This window comes from Pseudomonas sp. P20 (assembly GCF_016463925.1).
In the GTDB taxonomy this organism is placed as follows: Bacteria; Pseudomonadota; Gammaproteobacteria; order Pseudomonadales; family Pseudomonadaceae; genus Pseudomonas; species Pseudomonas aeruginosa.
The window spans coordinates 307,781-326,797 of the sequence record NZ_JAEMVM010000009.1; the positions used below are offsets into that span (position 1 = coordinate 307,781).

Sequence of the window (19,017 nt, forward strand, 5' to 3'; positions counted from 1 at the left end):
CACCGCCGCCGTTGCGGCTCAAGGGAACATCGGGGATTTCACTTCCATGCGCTGGTTGCTTGCTTTGCTGTGCTTGACCTTCGCCAGTCTGACCCAGGCCAATGCCGCGCCGAGCCTGGAAGGCAAGGTGGACAAGGTCCTGGTGCTCAAGTCCGAGCGAAAACTGCTGCTCCTCAACAAAGGCAACGTCCTGAAAAGCTACCGTGTCTCGCTGGGCAAGCGCCCGACCGGCCCGAAGCTGGCCGAAGGCGACAACCGCACCCCGGAAGGCTTCTACTGGATCGACTGGCGCAAGACCAGCAACAACTACAACCTCTCCATGCACATTTCCTACCCCAACGCCCGCGACGTGGCCAAGGCCCGGGAAAAGGGCCTGCCGGCCGGTGGCATGATCATGATCCACGGCACCCCGCTGGATGACGAATACCCGGAGTGGTACTTCTCCACCCTGGACTGGACCAATGGCTGTATCGCCATGAACAACACCGACATGCGCGAAGTCTGGAGCGTGGTGAAAGACGGCACGCTGATCGAGATCCGCCCCTGACAGAACCAGGCTGATACCACTCGTCAGCCGTCAGCCACGCCAGGAACGCCGCCGCGAGATTTTCCGGCGGCGTTTTCTTTTATCCGTCAAACCCTTGCATCCCTTACTCAGGCCGAGTCAATCGACGGGACGGCTGGCTGACGCGTGCGCGACGCACAACTGGCATTGACGTGGTATTCAAGTGGTATTAGTTTTCCCAGCATTACCGGGCGACAACAACACAATCCGCATCGGAACCTCTCATGAAGACAGCCCACGACCTGCTCCTGGCCCTGCGTCCCGACGAGGCGCAACCCACCCCCCTCTATCTGCAGCTGGCGCGCAATCTCGAGAGCGCGATCCATGCCGGCCAGTGGAAAGCGGAGGAAGCGCTGCCCTCCGAACGCAACCTCAGCGAAACCCTGAACATTTCCCGCGTCACCGCGCGCAAGGCCCTCGAAGTACTCTTCGAGCAGGGCCTGATCCGCCGCAACCAGGGCTCCGGCACCTTCATTACGCCGCGTCTCGAACAACCGTTGTCGCGTCTCTCCAGCTTCAGCGAGATGCTCCGCCTGAAAGGCTTCACCCCCGGCTCCACCTGGCTGGAGCGCGGCATCGCCCTGCCCACCCACGACGAACTGATCCGCCTCGGCCTCTCGCCGACCGAGAAGGTCACGCGCATGAAGCGCCTGCGCAAGGCCGACGGCACAGTGATGGCGATCGAGAACAGCACCCTGCCGGCGCGCCTGCTGCCGGACCCGACAGCGGTCGGCGATTCCCTCTACGAATACCTGGACGGCATCGGTCGCCCAGTGGTCCGCGCCCTCCAGCACGTGCGCGCGATCAACGCGTCCGCGTCCGATGCCGCGCTGGTCGGCATCGCGCCGGGCACCGCGATGCTGCTGATGACCCGGATCGGCTACCTCGAGGACAACACCCCGATCGAGCTGACCGACACCTACTGCCGCAACGACTACTACGACTTCGTCGCCGAACTGCGACGCTGACCGACACGGAACCGCCATGCTCGAAGGCAACATTCTCACCCCGCAAGGCTGGGTCTTCGGCCGCCTACACATCCAGGACGGGCGTATCCAGCGGATCGAAGGCGAGCCCTGCGATCCGGCCGGCAACGCCGATCCGTACCTGCTGCCAGGCTTCATCGACCTGCATGTGCACGGCGGCGGCGGCCGCGACATCATGGAAGGCGGCGACGCCTTCGCCACCATCGCCCGCACCCACCGGCGCTTCGGCACGACCTCGCTGCTGGCCACCACCATGACCGCACCGCGCGAGGAGATCGCCGACATCCTCAGCCAGCTCGGCGCTTACTGCCGCCGCTCGCTGGAGGGCGGTTCACGGATACTCGGCGTGCACCTGGAAGGCCCCTACATCAACTCCGGCAAGCTCGGCGCGCAGCCCAACTTCGCCCATGCCGCGGTGCTCGAGGAAGTCGAGGACTACCTGCGCCGCGCGCCGATCCGGGTGATCACCATCGCCCCCGAGATCGCCGGACACCGGCCGCTGATCCGCGCCCTCGCCGAGCGCGGCGTACGCCTGCAGATCGGCCATACCCTGGGCAGCTACGAGGACGGCGTGGCCGCACTGGAAGCCGGCGCCAGCAGCTTCACCCACCTCTACAACGCGATGACCGGCCTGCACCACCGCGAACCGGGTATCGTCGGCGCGGCCCTGGCCCACGCACGCTACTCCGAGCTGATCCCCGACCTGCTGCATGTCCATCCCGGCGCCATCAGGGTGGCCCTGCGTTCGATCCCGTGCCTGTACTGCGTGACCGACTCCACCGCCGCCGCCGGCATGCCCGACGGCCAGTACAAGCTCGGCAGCCACACGGTGACCAAGTGCCTGGGCGGCGTGCGCCTGCCCGACGGCACCCTGGCCGGCAGCACCCTGACCATGGACCAGGCGCTGCGCAACCTGGTGAAGATCGGCCTGCCCCTGGCCGAAGCCTCGCAACGCCTTTCGCAATTCCCCGCCGATTACCTCGGCCTCGCCGAGCGCGGCCGCCTGGCGCCCGCAGCCTGGGCCGATGTGGTGCGCCTGGATCGCTCCCTGGAACTCGACGCCGTGATGGTGGAAGGAGAACTCGAATGACTTCGCTGATGCTCGAGGAAGCGCTCTCCGCCGCCGCGGTGGCGAGCCGTCAACTGGCCGTGCTCGACGCTTGCCTGCCGGCGCTTGGCCAGCGCCTGCGGGAGGTCGATCCGAACCTGGCGCTGACCGTCGCGCGCGGCAGCTCCGACCATGCCGCCAGCTACTTCGCCTACCTGGCCATGCAGCACGCCGGCTTGCCGGTGGCCTCGCTGCCCATGTCGGTAGTGACCCTGAACCGCTCGCCGCTGCGTGTCGCCGGGCAGGCCGTCTTCGCTTTCTCGCAGTCAGGACAGAGCCCCGATCTCGTGGACAGCCTGCGCATCCTGCGCGAACGCGGCGCCCTGGGCATCGCCCTGGTGAATGCCGAAGATTCGCCGCTGGAAGCCGCCAGCGAATTCGTCGTGCCGCTCTGCGCCGGCACCGAGCGCAGCGTCGCAGCGACCAAGAGCTTCATCGCCACGCTCGGCGCCAGCGCCCGCCTGCTCGCCCACTGGCAGCGCGACAATGCCCTGCTGGCCGCCGGCCAGGGCCTGGCGGCCGGGCTGGAGCAGGCCGCCAGGCTCGACTGGTCGCCGGCCATCGAGGCCCTGCGCGACTGCCAGCGGCTGATGGTGATCGGTCGCGGCGCCGGCTACGCCATCGCCCAGGAGGCCGCGCTGAAATTCAAGGAAACCTCGGCGATCCAGGCCGAGGCCTTCAGCAGCGCCGAGGTCCGCCATGGACCGATGGCGCTGGTCGAGGAGCGCTATCCGCTGCTGGTATTCGCTCCCCGCGGCCCGGAGCAGGAAGGCCTGCTGGCGCTCGCCGAGGATATGCGCCAGCGCGGTGCGCAGGTATTGCTCGCCGCCCCGGACGACATCGCCGAACGCGACCTGCCGCTGCAGCGCGCCGCGCATCCGGCGCTCGATCCGATCCTGGCGATCCAGAGCTTCTACGTCATGGCCGCCGGCCTGGCCGAAGCCCGCGGCATGGACCCGGACCAGCCACGGCACCTGAGCAAAGTCACCCGAACCCACTGAGCCTGAGCGCGCGCCCATGAACAACAAGAATCTCGCCCTCAAAGCGCCCCTGAGCGGCCCCGTGATGCCGCTCAACCGAGTACCCGACCCGGTGTTTTCCAGCGGCACCCTGGGCGAAGGCATCGCCATCGACCCACTCAACGACTGCCTGCACGCGCCCTGCGCCGGGCTGGTCAGCCACCTGGCGCGAACCCGCCACGCGCTCAGCCTGCGCGCCGACAACGGTGCCGAGCTGCTGCTGCACGTCGGCCTCGATACCGTACAGCTGCAAGGCGAAGGCTTCGAGGCGCTGGTCGAGGAAGGTGCGCGGGTGATCGAGGGCCAGCCGCTGCTGCGCTTCGACCTGGACCGCGTCGCCCGCGGCAGCCGCAGTCTGATCACGGTGATGATCCTGACCAACGGCGACGGCTTCCAGGTACGCCCGCTGACCACCAACCCGGTGGAGGTCGGCGCGCCGCTCCTGCAACTGAGTCCGGAGAAGGCCGAGCAACGTCCGGCCAATCCCGCGCCTGGCGAAGGCTCCGCGCAGCGCCAGGTCCGCGGGCGGGCGCGGGTCGCCCATCATGGCGGTCTGCACGCACGCCCGGCAGCGCTGCTACGGAAGACCGCGCAGGGCTTTTCCAGCCAGGCCGAACTGCACTTCGCCGGGCAGGTGGCCAGCGTCGACAGCCTGGTCGGCATCATGGGCCTGGGGGTCGCCGAACAGGACGAGGTAGAGGTGATCTGTCGCGGCGAAGACAGCGAGGCGGCCCTCGACGCCCTGCTCGCGGCCCTCGCCAGCGCCACCGCGGGGGCTCCGAAGGAGGCCCCGCGCGCCATCGCCCCGGGCGAGCCGGCGCGACCTGCGGCTGTCGCCGGTACCCTGGCCGGCGTCTGCGCTTCGCCCGGCCTGGCCAGCGGTCCCCTGGCGCGGCTCGGCGCCATCAGCCTGCCGGCGGATGACGGCCGGCATCGTCCCGAGGAACAGCACCTCGCCCTGGACCAGGCCCTGCAACGGGTGCGCGACGACGTACAGGGGAGCCTGCAGCAGGCCAGGCTCGGCGGCGACGAGAACGAAGCGGCGATCTTTTCCGCGCATCTCGCACTGCTGGAAGACCCGGGTCTGCTGGACGCCGCCGACATGCTGATCGACCAGGGCGTCGGCGCCGCCCACGCCTGGCACCGGGCGATCCAGGCCCAGTGCGAGATTCTCCAGGCGCTGGGCAACCTGCTGCTGGCCGAGCGCGCCAACGACCTGCGCGACCTGGAAAAACGCGTGCTGCGGGTACTGCTCGGCGACACCGCGCCATTGCGGGTGCCTGCTGGCGCCATCGTCGCCGCCCGGGAGATCACTCCCTCCGACCTCGCGCCGCTGGTGGATGCCGGCGCGGCTGGCCTGTGCATGGCCGAAGGCGGCGCCACCTCCCACGTGGCCATCCTCGCCCGCAGCAAGGGCCTGCCGTGCCTGGTGGCGCTCGGCGCCGGGCTGCTGGAGCTGGAGGAAGGCCGGCAGGTGGTGCTGGACGCCGGCCAGGGCCGGCTGGAACTCAGCCCCGACGCTCGACGCCTGGAGCAGGTCGCCTTGCAAGTGGCGCAGCGCGAGGAACAACGCCGCCGCCAGCAGGCCGATGCGCAGCGCGAGGCGCTCACCCGCGACGGCCGGCGCATCGAGATCGGCGCCAACGTCGCCTCGCCGCGCGAGGCCGCCGAAGCCTTCGCCAACGGTGCCGACGGGGTCGGCCTGCTACGCACCGAGTTTCTCTTTCTCGAGCGCCGCGCCGCGCCCGACGAAGAGGAGCAGCGCAACGCCTACCAGGAGGTCCTGGACGCCATGGGCCAGCGCAAGGTGATCATCCGCACCATCGATGTCGGCGGCGACAAGCACCTCGACTACCTGCCGCTGCCGGTGGAAGAAAACCCAGCACTGGGCCTGCGCGGCATCCGCCTCGGCCAGGCGCGCCCGGAGCTGCTCGACCAGCAGTTGCGCGCGCTGCTCAGGGTCGAACCACTGGAACGCTGCCGGATACTGCTGCCGATGGTCAGCGAGGTCGATGAACTGCGCGCCATCCGTGGCCGCCTCGGCGAGCTGGCCACGCAGTTGGGGATCGAGCGCCTGCCCGAACTCGGGGTGATGATCGAGGTGCCCTCCGCCGCCCTGCTCGCCGATCAACTGGCCGAACACGCCGACTTCCTCTCCATCGGCACCAACGACCTGTCGCAGTACGCCCTGGCCATGGACCGTTGCCACGCCGGCCTGGCCGACCGCATCGACGCCCTCCACCCGGCGCTGCTGCGACTGATCGCCCAGACCTGCGCCGGAGCAGCCCGCCACGGCCGCTGGGTCGGCGTCTGCGGTGCGCTGGCCTCGGACCCGCTGGCGACACCGGTACTGGTCGGCCTCGGGGTCGAGGAATTGTCCGTCGGGCCGAACCTGGTCGGCGAGATCAAGACCCGGGTGCGCCAGCTCGACGCCGCTGAATGCCGCCGCCACGCCCAGGCGCTACTGGACCTGGGCAGCGCCCGGGCGGTGCGCGACGCCTGCCTGCAACACTGGCCGCTGGCCTGACAAGAACAATCGGAGACCACCGCCATGCCCCCGTTCCTGATCGAAAGCCTGCAACGCCTGGGCCGCGCCCTGATGCTGCCGATCGCGATCCTGCCGATCGCCGGCCTGCTGCTGCGCCTGGGCGACGTCGACCTGCTCGACATTCCGCTGGTCCACGACGCCGGCAAGGCGATCTTCGCCAACCTGGCGCTGATCTTCGCCATCGGCATCGCCGTCGGTTTCGCTCGCGACAACAATGGCACCGCCGGCCTCGCCGGCGCCATCGGCTACCTGGTGATGATCTCGGTGCTCAAGGTGATCGATCCGGGCATCGACATGGGCGTGCTCTCCGGCATCATCAGCGGCCTGGTGGCGGGCGCCCTGTATAACCGCTTCAAGGACGTGAAGCTGCCGGAATACCTGGCGTTCTTCGGCGGCCGCCGCTTCGTGCCGATCGCCACCGGGATCAGCGCGGTCTGCCTGGGCCTGCTGTTCGGGGTGATCTGGCCACCGCTGCAACAGGGCATCAACGGCCTCGGCCAACTCATGCTGGAAAGCGGCAGCTTCGGCGCCTTCGCCTTCGGCGTGCTGAACCGCCTGCTGATCGTCACCGGGTTGCACCACATCCTCAACAACCTGGTGTGGTTCGTCTTCGGCAGCTTCACCGACCCGGAAACCGGGCGCGTCGTCACCGGTGACCTGGCGCGCTATTTCGCCGGCGACCCGAAGGGCGGCCAGTTCATGGCCGGGATGTTCCCGGTGATGATGTTCGGCCTGCCCGCCGCCTGCCTGGCGATGTACCGCAACGCCCGTCCGGAGCGGCGCAAGCTGATCGGCGGGCTGCTCCTGTCGATGGCCTTGACCGCCTTCCTCACCGGCGTCACCGAGCCGGTGGAGTTCGCCTTCATGTTCCTCGCGCCGCTGCTCTACCTGCTGCATGCGCTGCTCACCGGCCTGTCCATGGCCCTCACCGACCTGCTCGACATCCGCCTCGGCTTCACCTTCTCCGGTGGCGCCATCGACCTCGCCCTGGGCTGGGGCCGTTCCACCCACGGCTGGATGCTCTGGCCGCTGGGCCTGCTCTATGCCGGCATCTATTACCTGGTGTTCGACTTCTGCATCCGCCGCTTCAACCTGAAGACCCCGGGCCGGGAAGACGACGCGAGCAGCGAATCGGGCGACAACGCCGAAGCCGAGCGCGCCCCGGCATTCATCCGCGCCCTGGGTGGCGCAACCAACCTCGAAGTGGTGGACGCCTGCACCACGCGCCTGCGTCTGCGCCTGGTCGACCGCGACAAGGCCTCGGACGCCCAGCTCAAGGCCCTCGGTGCGATGGCCGTGGTACGTCCGGGCAAGGCCGGCAGCCTGCAGGTGGTGGTCGGCCCACAGGCCGACAGCATCGCCGACGAGATCCGCCGCGCCCTGCCCTTCGATACGCAACCGGGCGAAGCCGTACCGCCGCTGGGCAGTCCGAACGCAGCCGAAGAGGTGGTGTCGATGCAGGCCACCGTCGACGCCGCCGAAGCCCAGGCCTGGCTCGGCGCCCTCGGCGGCGCCGGCAACCTGCGCGAGGTACGGGACGTCGCACTGACCCGCCTGCGGGTCAGCGTGGCGGACGAACGCAAGCTGGCCACCGAGCAACTGCGTCGTCTCGGCGGACAGGGCGTCAGCTCCCTCGCCGGCGGCATCTGCCATATCCTGGTGGGCCCCCGCGCCGCGGCCCTGAGCCAGGCCCTGCAACCGCTGCTGCGGCGCTGACGGCAGGAGGGCTGGACCTCGGCCAATCGGCGGATAACCGCCAAGCGGTTATTCGCCCTACGCCACAGCTCCCCCGTTCGGGTTCGATAATCGCGAAGCGGTTGTTCGCGCCACGCCACAGCCCCGGGTCGGGCTCTCCCCGTGAGGCGGATAACGAAAAGGGCGGCAACTGGCCGCCCTTCTTGCTTGTCCGAGGAAAACTCAGAAGACCATGTCGGTCAGGCGCCAGACTTCGTAGGCCGGGGTCTCATAGGGATGCGCCGCCTTCAGCGCCTTGACGCTGGCGTGGATGAGCTCGTCGGCCACCACCAGCTCCACTTTCCACTCCGCCACGTGCTCGACCTGGCCGACCTGGCCCAGGTAGGGTTGGCTACCGTCCAGGGGCCGGAACTGGCCCTGGCCAAGGGACTGCCAGCAGCAACTGTCGTACGCCCCGATGCGCCCGCCACCCGCGGCGAACACCGCTTGCTTGACGACATCCAGATGGCTCTCAGGCACATAGAAACACAGCTTGTACATCGTTTTCTCCGCACGAATCGAATGCTGCACGAGGCGGTCGGTGGTTGTGCGACTGCCGACGCCAAATAATGGCACTTTGCCTTGACATGATGAATATTTGACGCTGCCTTTACGACAGATAAGCGCAACATTTGTTCGCTCGTCACAACACCTTCGTGCGGGCGTTCACAGATTTACGTTCAGCCGCGGAAACGCCGCCACCTGGCCTTCAGCCCGGAGGCGGAAGGCGCATGGCTGCCGTCGCAATACGGCAGGTCGGCGGAGCGCCCGCAGCGGCACAACAGCAACAGGCGCTCGCGGGTCGCGTGGAGCGTCAGGCCGTTGCGGCAGTCGGCGGGACAATCGGGAAGCGAAGCCGAAGCCCCGCAGGTACAGAGCCGCAAGGTGTCGCCGGGAGAGACCCGGCGAACCTCGGGAAGAAGGTCGGGCGACGAGTTGGAGTCCGCATCGCCCGCCATGCCGGATCAGTCCACCCAGACCCGGGCGTTGCGGAACATGCGCAGCCAGCCGCCGTCTTCCTGCCAGTCGTCCGGACGCCAGGAATTCTGCACGGCGCGGAACACCCGCTCGGGGTGCGGCATCATGATGGTGACCCGGCCGTCGCGGCTGCTCAGCCCGGTGATGCCGCGCGGCGACCCGTTGGGGTTGGCCGGGTAGGCTTCGGTGACCTTGCCGTGGTTGTCGACGAAACGCAGCGACACGCAGCCGGAAAGGTCGGCCTCGAGCAACGCTTCCTCCGACTCGAACTCCGCATGGCCTTCGCCATGGGCAATGGCGATCGGCAGGCGCGAACCGGCCATGCCCTGCAGGAAGATCGACGACGACTCCTGCACCTGGACCATCGCCACCCGCGCCTCGAACTGCTCGGAACGGTTGCGCACGAAGTGCGGCCAGAACTCGGTGCCGGGAATCAGCTCGTGCAGGTTGGACATCATCTGGCAGCCGTTGCAGACGCCGAGGGCGAAGCTGTCCTTGCGCGCGAAGAACGCCTGGAAGCCGTCGCGGGCGCGGGCGTTGAAGAGGATCGACTTGGCCCAGCCCTCGCCGGCGCCGAGCACGTCGCCGTAGGAGAAGCCACCGCAGGCCACCAGGCCCTTGAAGGCGTCCAGGTCGACCCGCCCGGCGAGGATGTCGCTCATGTGCACGTCGATCGCGGCGAAGCCGGCGCGGTCGAACGCCGCGGCCATCTCCACCTGGCCGTTGACGCCCTGCTCGCGGAGGATCGCCACTTTCGGCCGCACGCCCTTCTTGATGTAGGGCGCGGCGATGTCGTCGTTGACGTCGTAGCTGAGCTTGATCGACAGCCCGGGGTTGTCTTCGTCCAGCAGCGCGTCGAACTCCTGCTCGGCGCAGTCGGCGTTGTCGCGCAGACGCTGGATCTGGTAGCTGGTCTCGCTCCAGATGCGTTGCAGGATGCGGCGCTGGGCGCTGTAGACGGTCTCGCCGTTGTAGTTCAGGTTGATCTCGTAGCCGTTGACCGGCTGGCCGATCACCGCCACGCAGTCGTCGAGACCGGCGGCGCTGAACTGCGCGAGGACTTCCGGAGTGGCACCCTCGCGAACCTGGATCACCGCGCCCAGTTCCTCGCTGAACAACACGGCCGCCAGCTCTTCGCGGCTATCGGCCAGGGCATCGAGGTTCAGCTCGACGCCGCAGTGACCGGCGAAGGCCATCTCCAGCACGCTGGTGATCAGGCCGCCGTCGGAACGGTCGTGGTAGGCGAGGATATGGCCGTCGGCATTGAGCCCCTGGATCACCGCGAAGAAGGCTTTCAGGTCCTCGGCGTCGTCGACGTCCGGCACGGCGCGGCCGAGCTTGCCGTGGACCTGGGCCAGGATCGAGCCGCCGAGACGGTTCTTGCCGCGGCCGAGATCGATCAGGATCAGGTCGGTCTCGCCCTTGTCCAGGCGCAGTTGCGGGGTCAGGCTCTGGCGCACGTCGGCGACCGGGGCGAAGCCGGTGACGATCAGCGAGACCGGAGAAGTGACGCTCTTGTCCTCGCCATTGTCCTGCCAGCGGGTCTTCATGGACATCGAGTCCTTGCCCACCGGGATGGTGATGCCCAGTTCCGGGCACAGTTCCATGCCCACGGCCTTGACCGTGTCATACAGGCGCGCGTCCTCGCCGGGGTGGCCGGCGGCGGCCATCCAGTTGGCGGAAAGCTTGATGTCGGACAGCTTGCCGATACGCGCGGCAGCCAGGTTGGTGACCGTCTCGCCGATGGCCATGCGTCCGGAAGCCGGGGCGTCCAGCAGCGCCAGCGGGGTACGTTCGCCCATCGCCATGGCCTCGCCGGTGTAGACGTCGAAGCTGGTGGCGGTGACGGCGCAGTCGGCCACCGGCACCTGCCAGGGCCCGACCATCTGGTCGCGGGCCACCAGCCCGGTGATGGTGCGGTCGCCGATGGTGATCAGGAAGCTCTTGCTGGCCACGGCGGGATGGCGCAGGACGCGCTCGACGCTTTCCTGCAGCTCCAGCCCGGCGGCGTCGAAATCGTCGCCCAGCTCGGCCTCGCGGGTGACCGCGCGGTGCATGCGCGGCGCCTTGCCGAGCAGGACTTCCAGCGGCATGTCCACCGGCTTGTTGTCGAAATGGCTGTCGGCGACGGTCAGCTGGCGCTGCTCGATGGCCTCGCCGACCACCGCGAACGGGCAGCGCTCGCGCTCGCAGATGGCCTTGAAGGTCTCGAAGTCGGCGGCGTCCACCGACAGCACGTAGCGCTCCTGCGACTCGTTGCACCAGATTTCCAGCGGGCTCATGCCCGGCTCGTCGTTGGGCACCGCGCGCAGCTCGAAGCGACCGCCGCGGCCGCCGTCGTTGATCAGTTCCGGCAGGGCGTTGGACAGGCCGCCGGCACCGACGTCATGGATGAAGCTGATCGGGTTGCGCTCGCCGAGCTGCCAGCAGCGGTCGATCACTTCCTGGCAACGTCGCTCCATTTCCGGGTTGTCGCGCTGCACCGAGGCGAAGTCGAGGTCGGCGGAGCTGGCGCCGGTGGCCATCGAAGAGGCGGCGCCGCCGCCCAGGCCGATCAGCATGGCCGGGCCGCCAAGGACGATGAGCTTGGCGCCGACGCTGATCTCGCCCTTCTGCACGTGTTCGTCGCGAATGTTGCCCATGCCGCCGGCGAGCATGATCGGCTTGTGGTAGCCGCGCACTTCCTCGCCGTGAGGGGTAGCGATCTTCTGCTCGAAGGTACGGAAGTAGCCGGTCAGCGCCGGACGGCCGAACTCGTTGTTGAACGCGGCGCCGCCCAGCGGGCCCTCGATCATGATGTCCAGCGCGGTGACGATGCGCTCGGGCTTGCCGTAGGGCACTTCCCAGGGCTGTTCGAAACCGGGGATCTGCAGGTTGGACACGGTGAAGCCGGTCAGGCCGGCCTTCGGCTTGGCGCCGCGGCCGGTGGCGCCCTCGTCGCGGATCTCGCCGCCGGAACCGGTGGAGGCACCGGGGAACGGCGCGATGGCGGTCGGGTGGTTGTGGGTCTCCACCTTCATCAGGATCTGCACCGGCTCGCGGCTGGCGGCGTATTCGCGGGTCTGCGGATCGGGGAAGAAACGCCCGGCGACATGGCCGACGATGACCGCGGCGTTGTCCTTGTATGCGGACAGCACGCCTTCGCGGTTCATCTCGTAGGTGTTCTTGATCATGCCGAACAGGCTCTTGTCCTGGGCCTGCCCGTCGATGTCCCAACTGGCATTGAAGATCTTGTGCCGGCAATGCTCGGAGTTGGCCTGGGCGAACATCATCAGCTCGACGTCGTGCGGGTTGCGCCCCAGTTCGCCGAAGCTCTTCAGCAGGTAGTCGATCTCGTCCTCGGCCAGGGCCAGGCCCAACTCGACGTTGGCCTTCTCCAGCGCGGCGCGACCGCCGCCAAGCACGTCGACGGCGGTGAGCGGGCGGGGCTGCGCATGGCTGAACAGCTCGGCGGCGCCTTCCAGGCGGTCCAGCACCAGTTGGGTCATGCGGTCATGCAGGCGGGCGGCGACCTGCTGGGCGTCGCTCTCGGACAGTTCGCCCTGCACATAGTAGGCAATGCCGCGCTCCAGCCGGTCGATCTTCGCCAGGCCGCAGTTGCGGGCGATGTCGGAGGCCTTGCTCGACCACGGCGAGATGGTGCCGAAGCGCGGCACCACCAGGAACAGCCGTCCGCTGGGCTCCTGCACCGGCACGCTCGGGCCGTATTTCAGCAGCCGCGCCAGCACCTGCTCCTCGTCGGCGGTGAGCGCGCCGGTGACGTCGGCGAAATGCGCGAACTCAGCGTACAGCCCGGTAACGGCAGGTACGTGCTGGGTCAGTTGCTCAAGCAGTTTGCCGTGGCGGAAAGCGGAAAGGGCGGGAGCGCCGCGCAGGATCAGCATTGTCGGAACAGCCTCTGGAGACGGGAAGGTGTGGGGGCCGGCCGGGCCGGCCCGCAGAGGCCGTGCATTCTACCGTAAAGCACCGTCCGGCGGCACCCGCGCCGATGGCTATCGCATAGCCCTCCATCGGATCCGCGGCGGCCCGCTTCGAAGCACTTCGAGAACGGCGCCGCAGCGCTCTGCGACGGGGCAAGCGAAACGGCGGACGAACGGTATCCCGGCGATAGCAGAGAAGGTCCCGGCTGTCGAGATATGGCGCCGTCTCGCCTTTGCGTATACTGCGCCGATGTTTGCCCTGACCGCGTACCGCTTACGTTGCGCCGCCTGGCTGTTGGCGACCGGCATCTTTCTGCTGCTTGCGGGCTGTAGCGAGGCGAAAGCCCCTACCGCCCTGGAGCGCGTGCAGAAGGAGGGCGTACTGCGCGTGATCACCCGCAACAGCCCGGCCACCTACTTCCAGGACCGCAACGGCGAAACCGGCTTCGAATACGAACTGGCCAAGCGCTTCGCCGAGCGTCTCGGCGTCGAGCTGAAGATCGAGACCGCCGACAACCTCGACGACCTCTATGCCCAGCTTTCCCGCGAGGGCGGCCCGGCGCTCGCCGCGGCCGGCCTGACCCCGGGACGCGAAGACGACGCCAGCGTGCGCTACTCGCACACCTACCTCGACGTAACCCCGCAGATCATCTACCGCAACGGCCAGCAGCGCCCGACCCGCCCGGAAGACCTGGTCGGCAAGCGCATCATGGTGCTCAAGGGCAGCAGCCACGCGGAGCAGCTCGCCGAGCTGAAGAAGCAGTATCCCGAACTGAAGTACGAAGAATCCGATGCTGTCGAAGTGGTCGACCTGTTGCGCATGGTCGACGTCGGCGACATCGACCTGACCCTGGTCGACTCCAACGAACTGGCGATGAACCAGGTGTACTTCCCCAACGTCCGCGTCGCCTTCGACTTCGGCGAAGCCCGCGGGCTGGCCTGGGCCTTGCCGGGGGGCGACGACGACAGCCTGATGAACGAGGTCAACGCGTTCCTCGACCAGGCCAAGAAGGAAGGCCTGCTGCAACGCCTGAAGGACCGTTACTACGGGCATGTCGACGTACTCGGCTACGTCGGCGCCTACACCTTCGCCCAGCACCTGCAGCAACGCCTGCCGCGCTACGAAAGCCACTTCAAGCAGAGCGGCAAGCAGCTGGATACCGACTGGCGCCTGCTCGCCGCCATCGGCTACCAGGAATCGCTGTGGCAGCCCGGCGCCACCTCCAAGACCGGCGTGCGCGGCCTGATGATGCTGACCAACCGGACCGCCCAGGCGATGGGCGTGTCCAACCGGCTCGACCCGAAGCAGAGCATCCAGGGCGGCAGCAAGTATTTCGTGCAGATCCGCAGCGAACTGCCCGAGAGCATCAAGGAACCGGACCGCAGCTGGTTCGCCCTGGCCGCCTACAACATCGGCGGCGCGCACCTGGAAGACGCGCGCAAGATGGCCGAGAAGGAAGGCCTCAACCCGAACAAGTGGCTGGACGTGAAGAAGATGCTGCCGCGCCTGGCGCAGAAGCAGTGGTACGCCAAGACCCGCTACGGCTATGCGCGCGGCGGCGAGACCGTGCACTTCGTACAGAACGTGCGGCGCTACTACGACATCCTCACCTGGGTGACCCAGCCGCAGATGGAAGGCAGCCAGATCGCCGAGAGCGGGTTGCACCTGCCCGGCGTGAACAAGACGCGCCCGGAAGAAGACAGCGGCGACGAGAAACTCTAGCCGCCCCCTCCCCTCAGGATTCTCCGTCGCTTGCCAGCCAGGCGGCGTGCTCGCGCACATCGGTCGGCCAGCCGGCGATCCGCTCGGCGAAGCCCTCGCGATCCCCGGCGAACAGCGCACGCGTCGCCTCCTCGAAGCCCGGCAGGTCGCCGGCCATCGCATTCATGAAATGGTAGGCGCGCTCCTGCGCCTGCCGCGCACGCCCGGACTGGCTGCGGCGCGCCTCCTCGACCAGCTTGCGCAGCGCCACCGAGGCGCCCCCGGGCTGCGCAGCGAGCCATTCCCAGTGGCGCGGCAACAAGGTCACCTCGCGCGCCACCACGCCCAGCTTCGGCCGCCCGCGCCCGCGCGGCGCGGCCTCCTCCGCCGGTTGCCGCTCGCCTGCGACGACCAGGCGCGCCAGCTGGTCCTCGCTGGAACCACGGATATCGAGATCGACGGAGCGCCCAGTGGCATTGTCGAATACCAGCAGCGGTCCGGCTGCACCGCCGGCGACCGCTTGCTTCAAGGCCAGCGCGACCTCCGGCAGCGCCGCCGTCAGCAGCCGACGCGTGCCGTCGAAGCAGGTGAAGGATTGGATGTATGGATCATTGGCCATGACAGGCTCCCATGGATGGAACGCCCGAATAATACCCGGATATAAATAGAGCGACAATATTATCCGGATAAAATAAATCCCATGAAAAAGGCCGCCCTATGGCGGCCTCTTCCGGCAGCGATGACCTACCAGCCGGCCGGCAGCAGGTTCATGGCGCTACAAATGGCGTAGGCGGCGCTGGCCAGGTAGATCGTCACGATCACCGCCTGGATCGCCGGATGGGCGATCCAGCCGCATTTCCAGGCCGGCTCGAAGTCGCCGTTCCTACGCGCCGAGCGCAGCATCAGGATCGGCATGATCGAGAGAATCACCCCGCTGAAGGCCCCGGCGAAGTACAACGCGTTGACGAAGCCGACCAGCCCGCTGTAGGCCAGGACGAACGGCGGCAGCGCGACGATCGCCAGCACCAGCAGGCGGGTCTTCGGCCGGTTCTCCGGACCGAGCTTGTGGAACTTGTCGAAGATGTTGGTCAGGAAGCTACCGCCCAGGCCCCAGTAGGACGTCAGCATGGCGCACAGGGCGAAGGTGTTGGCGGTGAAGAAGGCCCATTCGCCGAGCGCCTTGCCCCAGGCCAGGGTGGCGACTTCGGACTGGTTCTCCAGGCCGGTCAGGGCGATCACCGAGAGCGGCACGATGCTGAGCAGGACGAAGGTGGTCAGCATCCCGGTGATCACCGCCTTCGGCAGGCGCTCCGGGGCGTGGCTGAAACCACGGGCCATCTCCGGGACGATGTACTGGGCGGAGAAGCAGAACACCGCGATGTTGAATACCGGCACCATGTAGATCCAGTCGCCGTCGAGCAGACGGGCGAACTCGGTATTGTCGTTGAGCAGGGTGGCCGCCACCAGGATCAGGATCATGCTGACCATGCCGATGCTGATGAACTTCTCGCCCTTGCCGATGGCGCTCAGCCCCAGGTACAGCACGCCGGCGGCCGGAATGAAGAACAGCACGCTGCCCAGGGCCGGGCTGATACCGAAGAAGGCGCTGAGGATCTTGCCGCTGCCGCTCATGTAGGCGATCAGCGCGCCGATGCTGTTGACCGCCACGGACAGGAAAATCGCCCAGGCGCCGAAGGAGCCGACATAGCGCTGGGCAAGGCCGCTCAACTGGTTGTGGGTGCGCGTGCGCAGGGCGGTTTCCGAGACGTAGAGCATGGAAATGGTGGTGAACAGGCCGGCCACCGCCAGCCAGAGCAGCAATGGCATGAAGCCGGCCTTGCGGCTGGCGTAGGCCATGGACAGCACGCCTGCGCCGATGTTGGTTCCGACGATCATCGCCACCGCCTCGAGGAACGTCAGGCGCTTGACCTCCAGTCCCGAGGAATCGACGGCTTCCGCCCCGGCGTGATCCTGATACTGCTGGACCCGGGTATCACTCATGACAACAACTCCCTGCATTTCGAATTGGCATTGTGCGGGAGGCGGCCAGGACCGCCGTACCGATGGCCTTCTTCGAGGACAATGCAGGGCCGGGAATCGCGGACGCCTCCGGACCGGCCGCGCTTTTCGGCTGCGCGGTCCGGCGGGGGTATCCGCAGGCGGGCTCGCTCTCACCTGAAGCCATTGCCTGCGGGCCGCTTGCTCAAGCGGCCGTGCAAAATATCACACAATTCGACGGAGGAAGCGCGCGGCGACTACGACTTTACGCCTATGCCGATCGTCCGAAATATCCGGATAAATAATTGATGCAGATGGCTTTTGAAGGAGAGAAAGGCGCCATGGCGTGCTTTAACGTTTCAGCCGGAGCGTTCGAAAAGAGAAACATCCGTCAGTCTTCGCGAGGCTTCTTCGCCGCTTCGCGCCGCGCGCGGAAGAACGCCGAGAGCGCCTGGCTGCATTCTTCCGCCAGCACGCCGCCCTCGACCATGACCCTATGGTTGAGATGCTCCTGCTCGAAGAATCGCCCACGGCTTTCCACTGCGCCCGACTTGGGCTCGACCGTGCCGTACACCAGGCGCTGGATGCGTGCGTGCACCAGCAGTCCGGAACACATGCTGCAGGGTTCCAGGGTCACATACAGGGTGCTGCCTGGCAGCCGGTAGTTGCCCGCCTCCGCCGCTGCCATGCGGATCGCCAGCATTTCGGCGTGGGCACTGGGATCGTGGCTGCTGATCGGCCGGTTGAAGCCCCGCCCGATGATCTCGCCCTCGCGCACCAGGACCGCGCCCACCGGCACTTCGCCGAGGGCCGCGGCCTTTTCCGCCTCTGCCAGGGCCTCGCGCATGAAATGCGGGTCCCGGCTGCGATCGATGATCGGACGCACGCCTTTTACCGTCGGGTAGCCCTTGCCGTTGCTGATCAGCTTAGTCACCCGCACCAGGCCTCGCCGACCGCGATGGTCCCCATCAGGCCGGTCTCCATATGGTCGATGACGTGGCAGTGGAACATCCACAGGCCCGGATTGTCCGCCACCAGCGCGACGCGGGCAGTCTCGTTCTTGCCCAGCAGGTAGGTGTCGGTGAAGTACGGGATGATGTCCCGGCGATCCGAATCCAGCACCTTGAAGGCCATCCCATGCAGGTGGATCGGGTGCTGGTACTGCGCCATGTTGCGCAGCTCGAAGATGTAGCTCTGGCCTTCCTTGAGCTTGGCCAGCGGCGGCGCGTTGTGCTTGTGCTCCTCGCCGCCTTCCCAGGCCTTGCCGTTGATCTGCCAGAACGACGGATAGGGATTCTTGCCGCTGGTATCGGACATCGCCCCGACCCACTCGAAACGGAAACCGATCTTCTCGGCATTGGCCAGGTCCGGTTCGCTCACCGGATTCGCCGGCAACGGCTTCGGCCAGTCGCCGGCAGGTGCCTCGGCGCTGGCCACGCTGCGGATCGTCGCCAGGCGTACCGGCCCGTCGCGCAGGGACAGCTCGGTGCCCGCTTCCGGCACCTTCAGCGCCAGCTCCAGGCGCATCCCGGGACCGATCCAGTACTGCCCCTCGAAGCCGCGTGGTTCCACCGGATGGCCATCGATGGCATAGATCCTCGCCTCGCCGTTGGGCAGGTTGAGACGGTAGGTGACGGTGTTGTCGACGTTCAGCAGGCGCACCCGGACGATCTGCCCGGCCGGCAGGTCGATGGTCGGCACATGCTTGCCGTTGATCGTCGAATAGCGCCCGCGGGTGCCTTCTCGCGCGGCCTGGCGCGGCACGCTGAAGGGGGTGAAGGCGCCCTGCTCGTCCACGTGCCAGGTCTTCAGGCAGAGAACCTTCTCATGGCGGAACCCGGTGGGTTCGCGCTCCTCGATGATCAGCGGTCCGACCAGTCCGCGGCCGAGCTGCTCGCTGCTCATCAGGTGCGGGTGGTACCAGTAGCTGCCGGCGTCCTGGGTCTTGAACTGGTAGATGAAGCTCTCACCCGGCTGCACCGGCGGCTGGGAAATGTACGGCACGCCGTCCATCTCGATCGGCAGGCGGATGCCGTGCCAGTGGATGGTGGTCGGTTCGTCCAGCCTGTTGGTGAAGCGCACCCGCAGCCACTCGCCCTGCTTCGCCCGCAACTCCACGCCGGGGCACTGGCCGCCATAGGCCAGCGCCGGACTGCTGAAGCCCGGGACGATCTCCAGGTCCAGCGGCGCGGCGATCAGTTCGTAGTCGTACTCCTGCGCCACCTGCGGACGCGCCAGCCAGAGGCGCGCACCGCCGGCGCCGAGGCCGACCACCGCCAGCCCGGCGAGGCCGCCGAGCACTTGTCTACGGGTAAATGTCATGGAGCCTTCACCTTCGCGGGTACTGCGGCTGGGAAATGATAGATTTTCTCATTTCCCAGCCGCGAAGGCGAGCCATCGCTCCGTGCAACTGCCTCTTTGCTGATCCGGAGCAAACGAAAAGGGCAGCCGAAGCTGCC

The 19,017-nt window shown here is 67.6% G+C and carries 15 protein-coding genes; 8 read left to right on the forward strand and 7 right to left on the reverse strand.

Going from position 1 to position 19,017, the window contains the following annotated elements; translation table 11 throughout:
• The first annotated feature begins 46 nt into the window (after positions 1-46).
• From JHD77_RS13995 to nagE, 6 genes are all read left to right on the forward strand, one after another.
• Positions 47-547, forward strand: a complete 501-nt coding sequence (locus tag JHD77_RS13995; RefSeq protein ID WP_003092667.1) for a L,D-transpeptidase family protein — start codon at positions 47-49, stop codon at positions 545-547.
• Positions 548-789: 242 nt separating this feature from the next.
• Entirely contained in the window at positions 790-1,533 is a 744-nt protein-coding gene (locus tag JHD77_RS14000) for a GntR family transcriptional regulator (protein WP_003117452.1), read from the forward strand.
• A gap of 16 nt (positions 1,534-1,549) precedes the next feature.
• On the forward strand, positions 1,550-2,641 hold the full coding sequence (nagA, locus tag JHD77_RS14005; RefSeq protein ID WP_031755343.1) for an N-acetylglucosamine-6-phosphate deacetylase: 1,092 nt from the start codon (positions 1,550-1,552) through the stop codon (positions 2,639-2,641).
• Positions 2,638-3,660, forward strand: coding sequence for an SIS domain-containing protein (locus tag JHD77_RS14010; protein WP_009876948.1), 1,023 nt, complete (start codon positions 2,638-2,640; stop codon positions 3,658-3,660). Before nagA ends, JHD77_RS14010 begins: the two co-directional genes overlap by 4 nt.
• Before the next feature lie 16 nt (positions 3,661-3,676).
• On the forward strand, positions 3,677-6,205 hold the full coding sequence (gene ptsP, locus JHD77_RS14015; protein WP_003117450.1) for a phosphoenolpyruvate--protein phosphotransferase: 2,529 nt from the start codon (positions 3,677-3,679) through the stop codon (positions 6,203-6,205).
• A 24-nt stretch (positions 6,206-6,229) separates the two neighbouring features.
• On the forward strand, positions 6,230-7,942 hold the full coding sequence (gene nagE / locus JHD77_RS14020; RefSeq protein WP_003162429.1) for an N-acetylglucosamine-specific PTS transporter subunit IIBC: 1,713 nt from the start codon (positions 6,230-6,232) through the stop codon (positions 7,940-7,942).
• 201 nt (positions 7,943-8,143) lie between these two features.
• Here nagE and JHD77_RS14025 read toward each other — a convergent pair whose 3' ends face one another.
• The 3 genes from JHD77_RS14025 to purL all read right to left on the reverse strand — a co-directional run bounded on the left by JHD77_RS14025 (position 8,144) and on the right by purL (position 12,822).
• On the reverse strand, positions 8,144-8,461 hold the full coding sequence (locus tag JHD77_RS14025; protein WP_003092679.1) for a Nif3-like dinuclear metal center hexameric protein: 318 nt from the start codon (positions 8,459-8,461) through the stop codon (positions 8,144-8,146).
• Positions 8,462-8,640: 179 nt separating this feature from the next.
• The gene (locus tag JHD77_RS14030; protein WP_003113822.1) at positions 8,641-8,919 is read right to left on the reverse strand and encodes a CDGSH iron-sulfur domain-containing protein; all 279 of its coding nucleotides are present in this window, start codon (positions 8,917-8,919) and stop codon (positions 8,641-8,643) included.
• Between the two features lie 6 nt (positions 8,920-8,925).
• On the reverse strand, positions 8,926-12,822 hold the full coding sequence (purL, locus tag JHD77_RS14035; RefSeq protein ID WP_003104809.1) for a phosphoribosylformylglycinamidine synthase: 3,897 nt from the start codon (positions 12,820-12,822) through the stop codon (positions 8,926-8,928).
• 286 nt (positions 12,823-13,108) lie between these two features.
• On the opposite strand from purL, the gene mltF reads away from it, so the two are divergent.
• On the forward strand, positions 13,109-14,581 hold the full coding sequence (gene mltF / locus JHD77_RS14040) for a membrane-bound lytic murein transglycosylase MltF (RefSeq protein ID WP_003104806.1): 1,473 nt from the start codon (positions 13,109-13,111) through the stop codon (positions 14,579-14,581).
• Between the two features lie 13 nt (positions 14,582-14,594).
• On the opposite strand, the gene JHD77_RS14045 is transcribed toward mltF, so the two are convergent.
• Entirely contained in the window at positions 14,595-15,179 is a 585-nt protein-coding gene (locus JHD77_RS14045; RefSeq protein WP_003122118.1) for a DUF2239 family protein, read from the reverse strand.
• Between the two features lie 125 nt (positions 15,180-15,304).
• Positions 15,305-16,561 (reverse strand): aromatic amino acid transport family protein, encoded by a 1,257-nt coding sequence (locus JHD77_RS14050; protein ID WP_003105913.1) that lies wholly within the window; start codon positions 16,559-16,561, stop codon positions 15,305-15,307.
• 62 nt (positions 16,562-16,623) lie between these two features.
• On the opposite strand from JHD77_RS14050, the gene JHD77_RS14055 reads away from it, so the two are divergent.
• A complete protein-coding gene (locus tag JHD77_RS14055) occupies positions 16,624-16,863 on the forward strand; it encodes a hypothetical protein (RefSeq protein WP_152934617.1) in 240 nt (79 codons plus the stop codon).
• An 86-nt stretch (positions 16,864-16,949) separates the two neighbouring features.
• Here JHD77_RS14055 and tadA read toward each other — a convergent pair whose 3' ends face one another.
• Positions 16,950-17,498, reverse strand: a complete 549-nt coding sequence (tadA, locus tag JHD77_RS14060) for a tRNA adenosine(34) deaminase TadA (protein ID WP_003092697.1) — start codon at positions 17,496-17,498, stop codon at positions 16,950-16,952.
• Positions 17,489-18,880: a multicopper oxidase family protein gene (locus JHD77_RS14065; RefSeq protein WP_003119305.1), complete on the reverse strand. Its 1,392-nt coding sequence runs from the start codon at positions 18,878-18,880 to the stop codon at positions 17,489-17,491. The genes tadA and JHD77_RS14065 overlap by 10 nt, the downstream gene beginning before the upstream one ends.
• Positions 18,881-19,017: the final 137 nt, after the last annotated feature.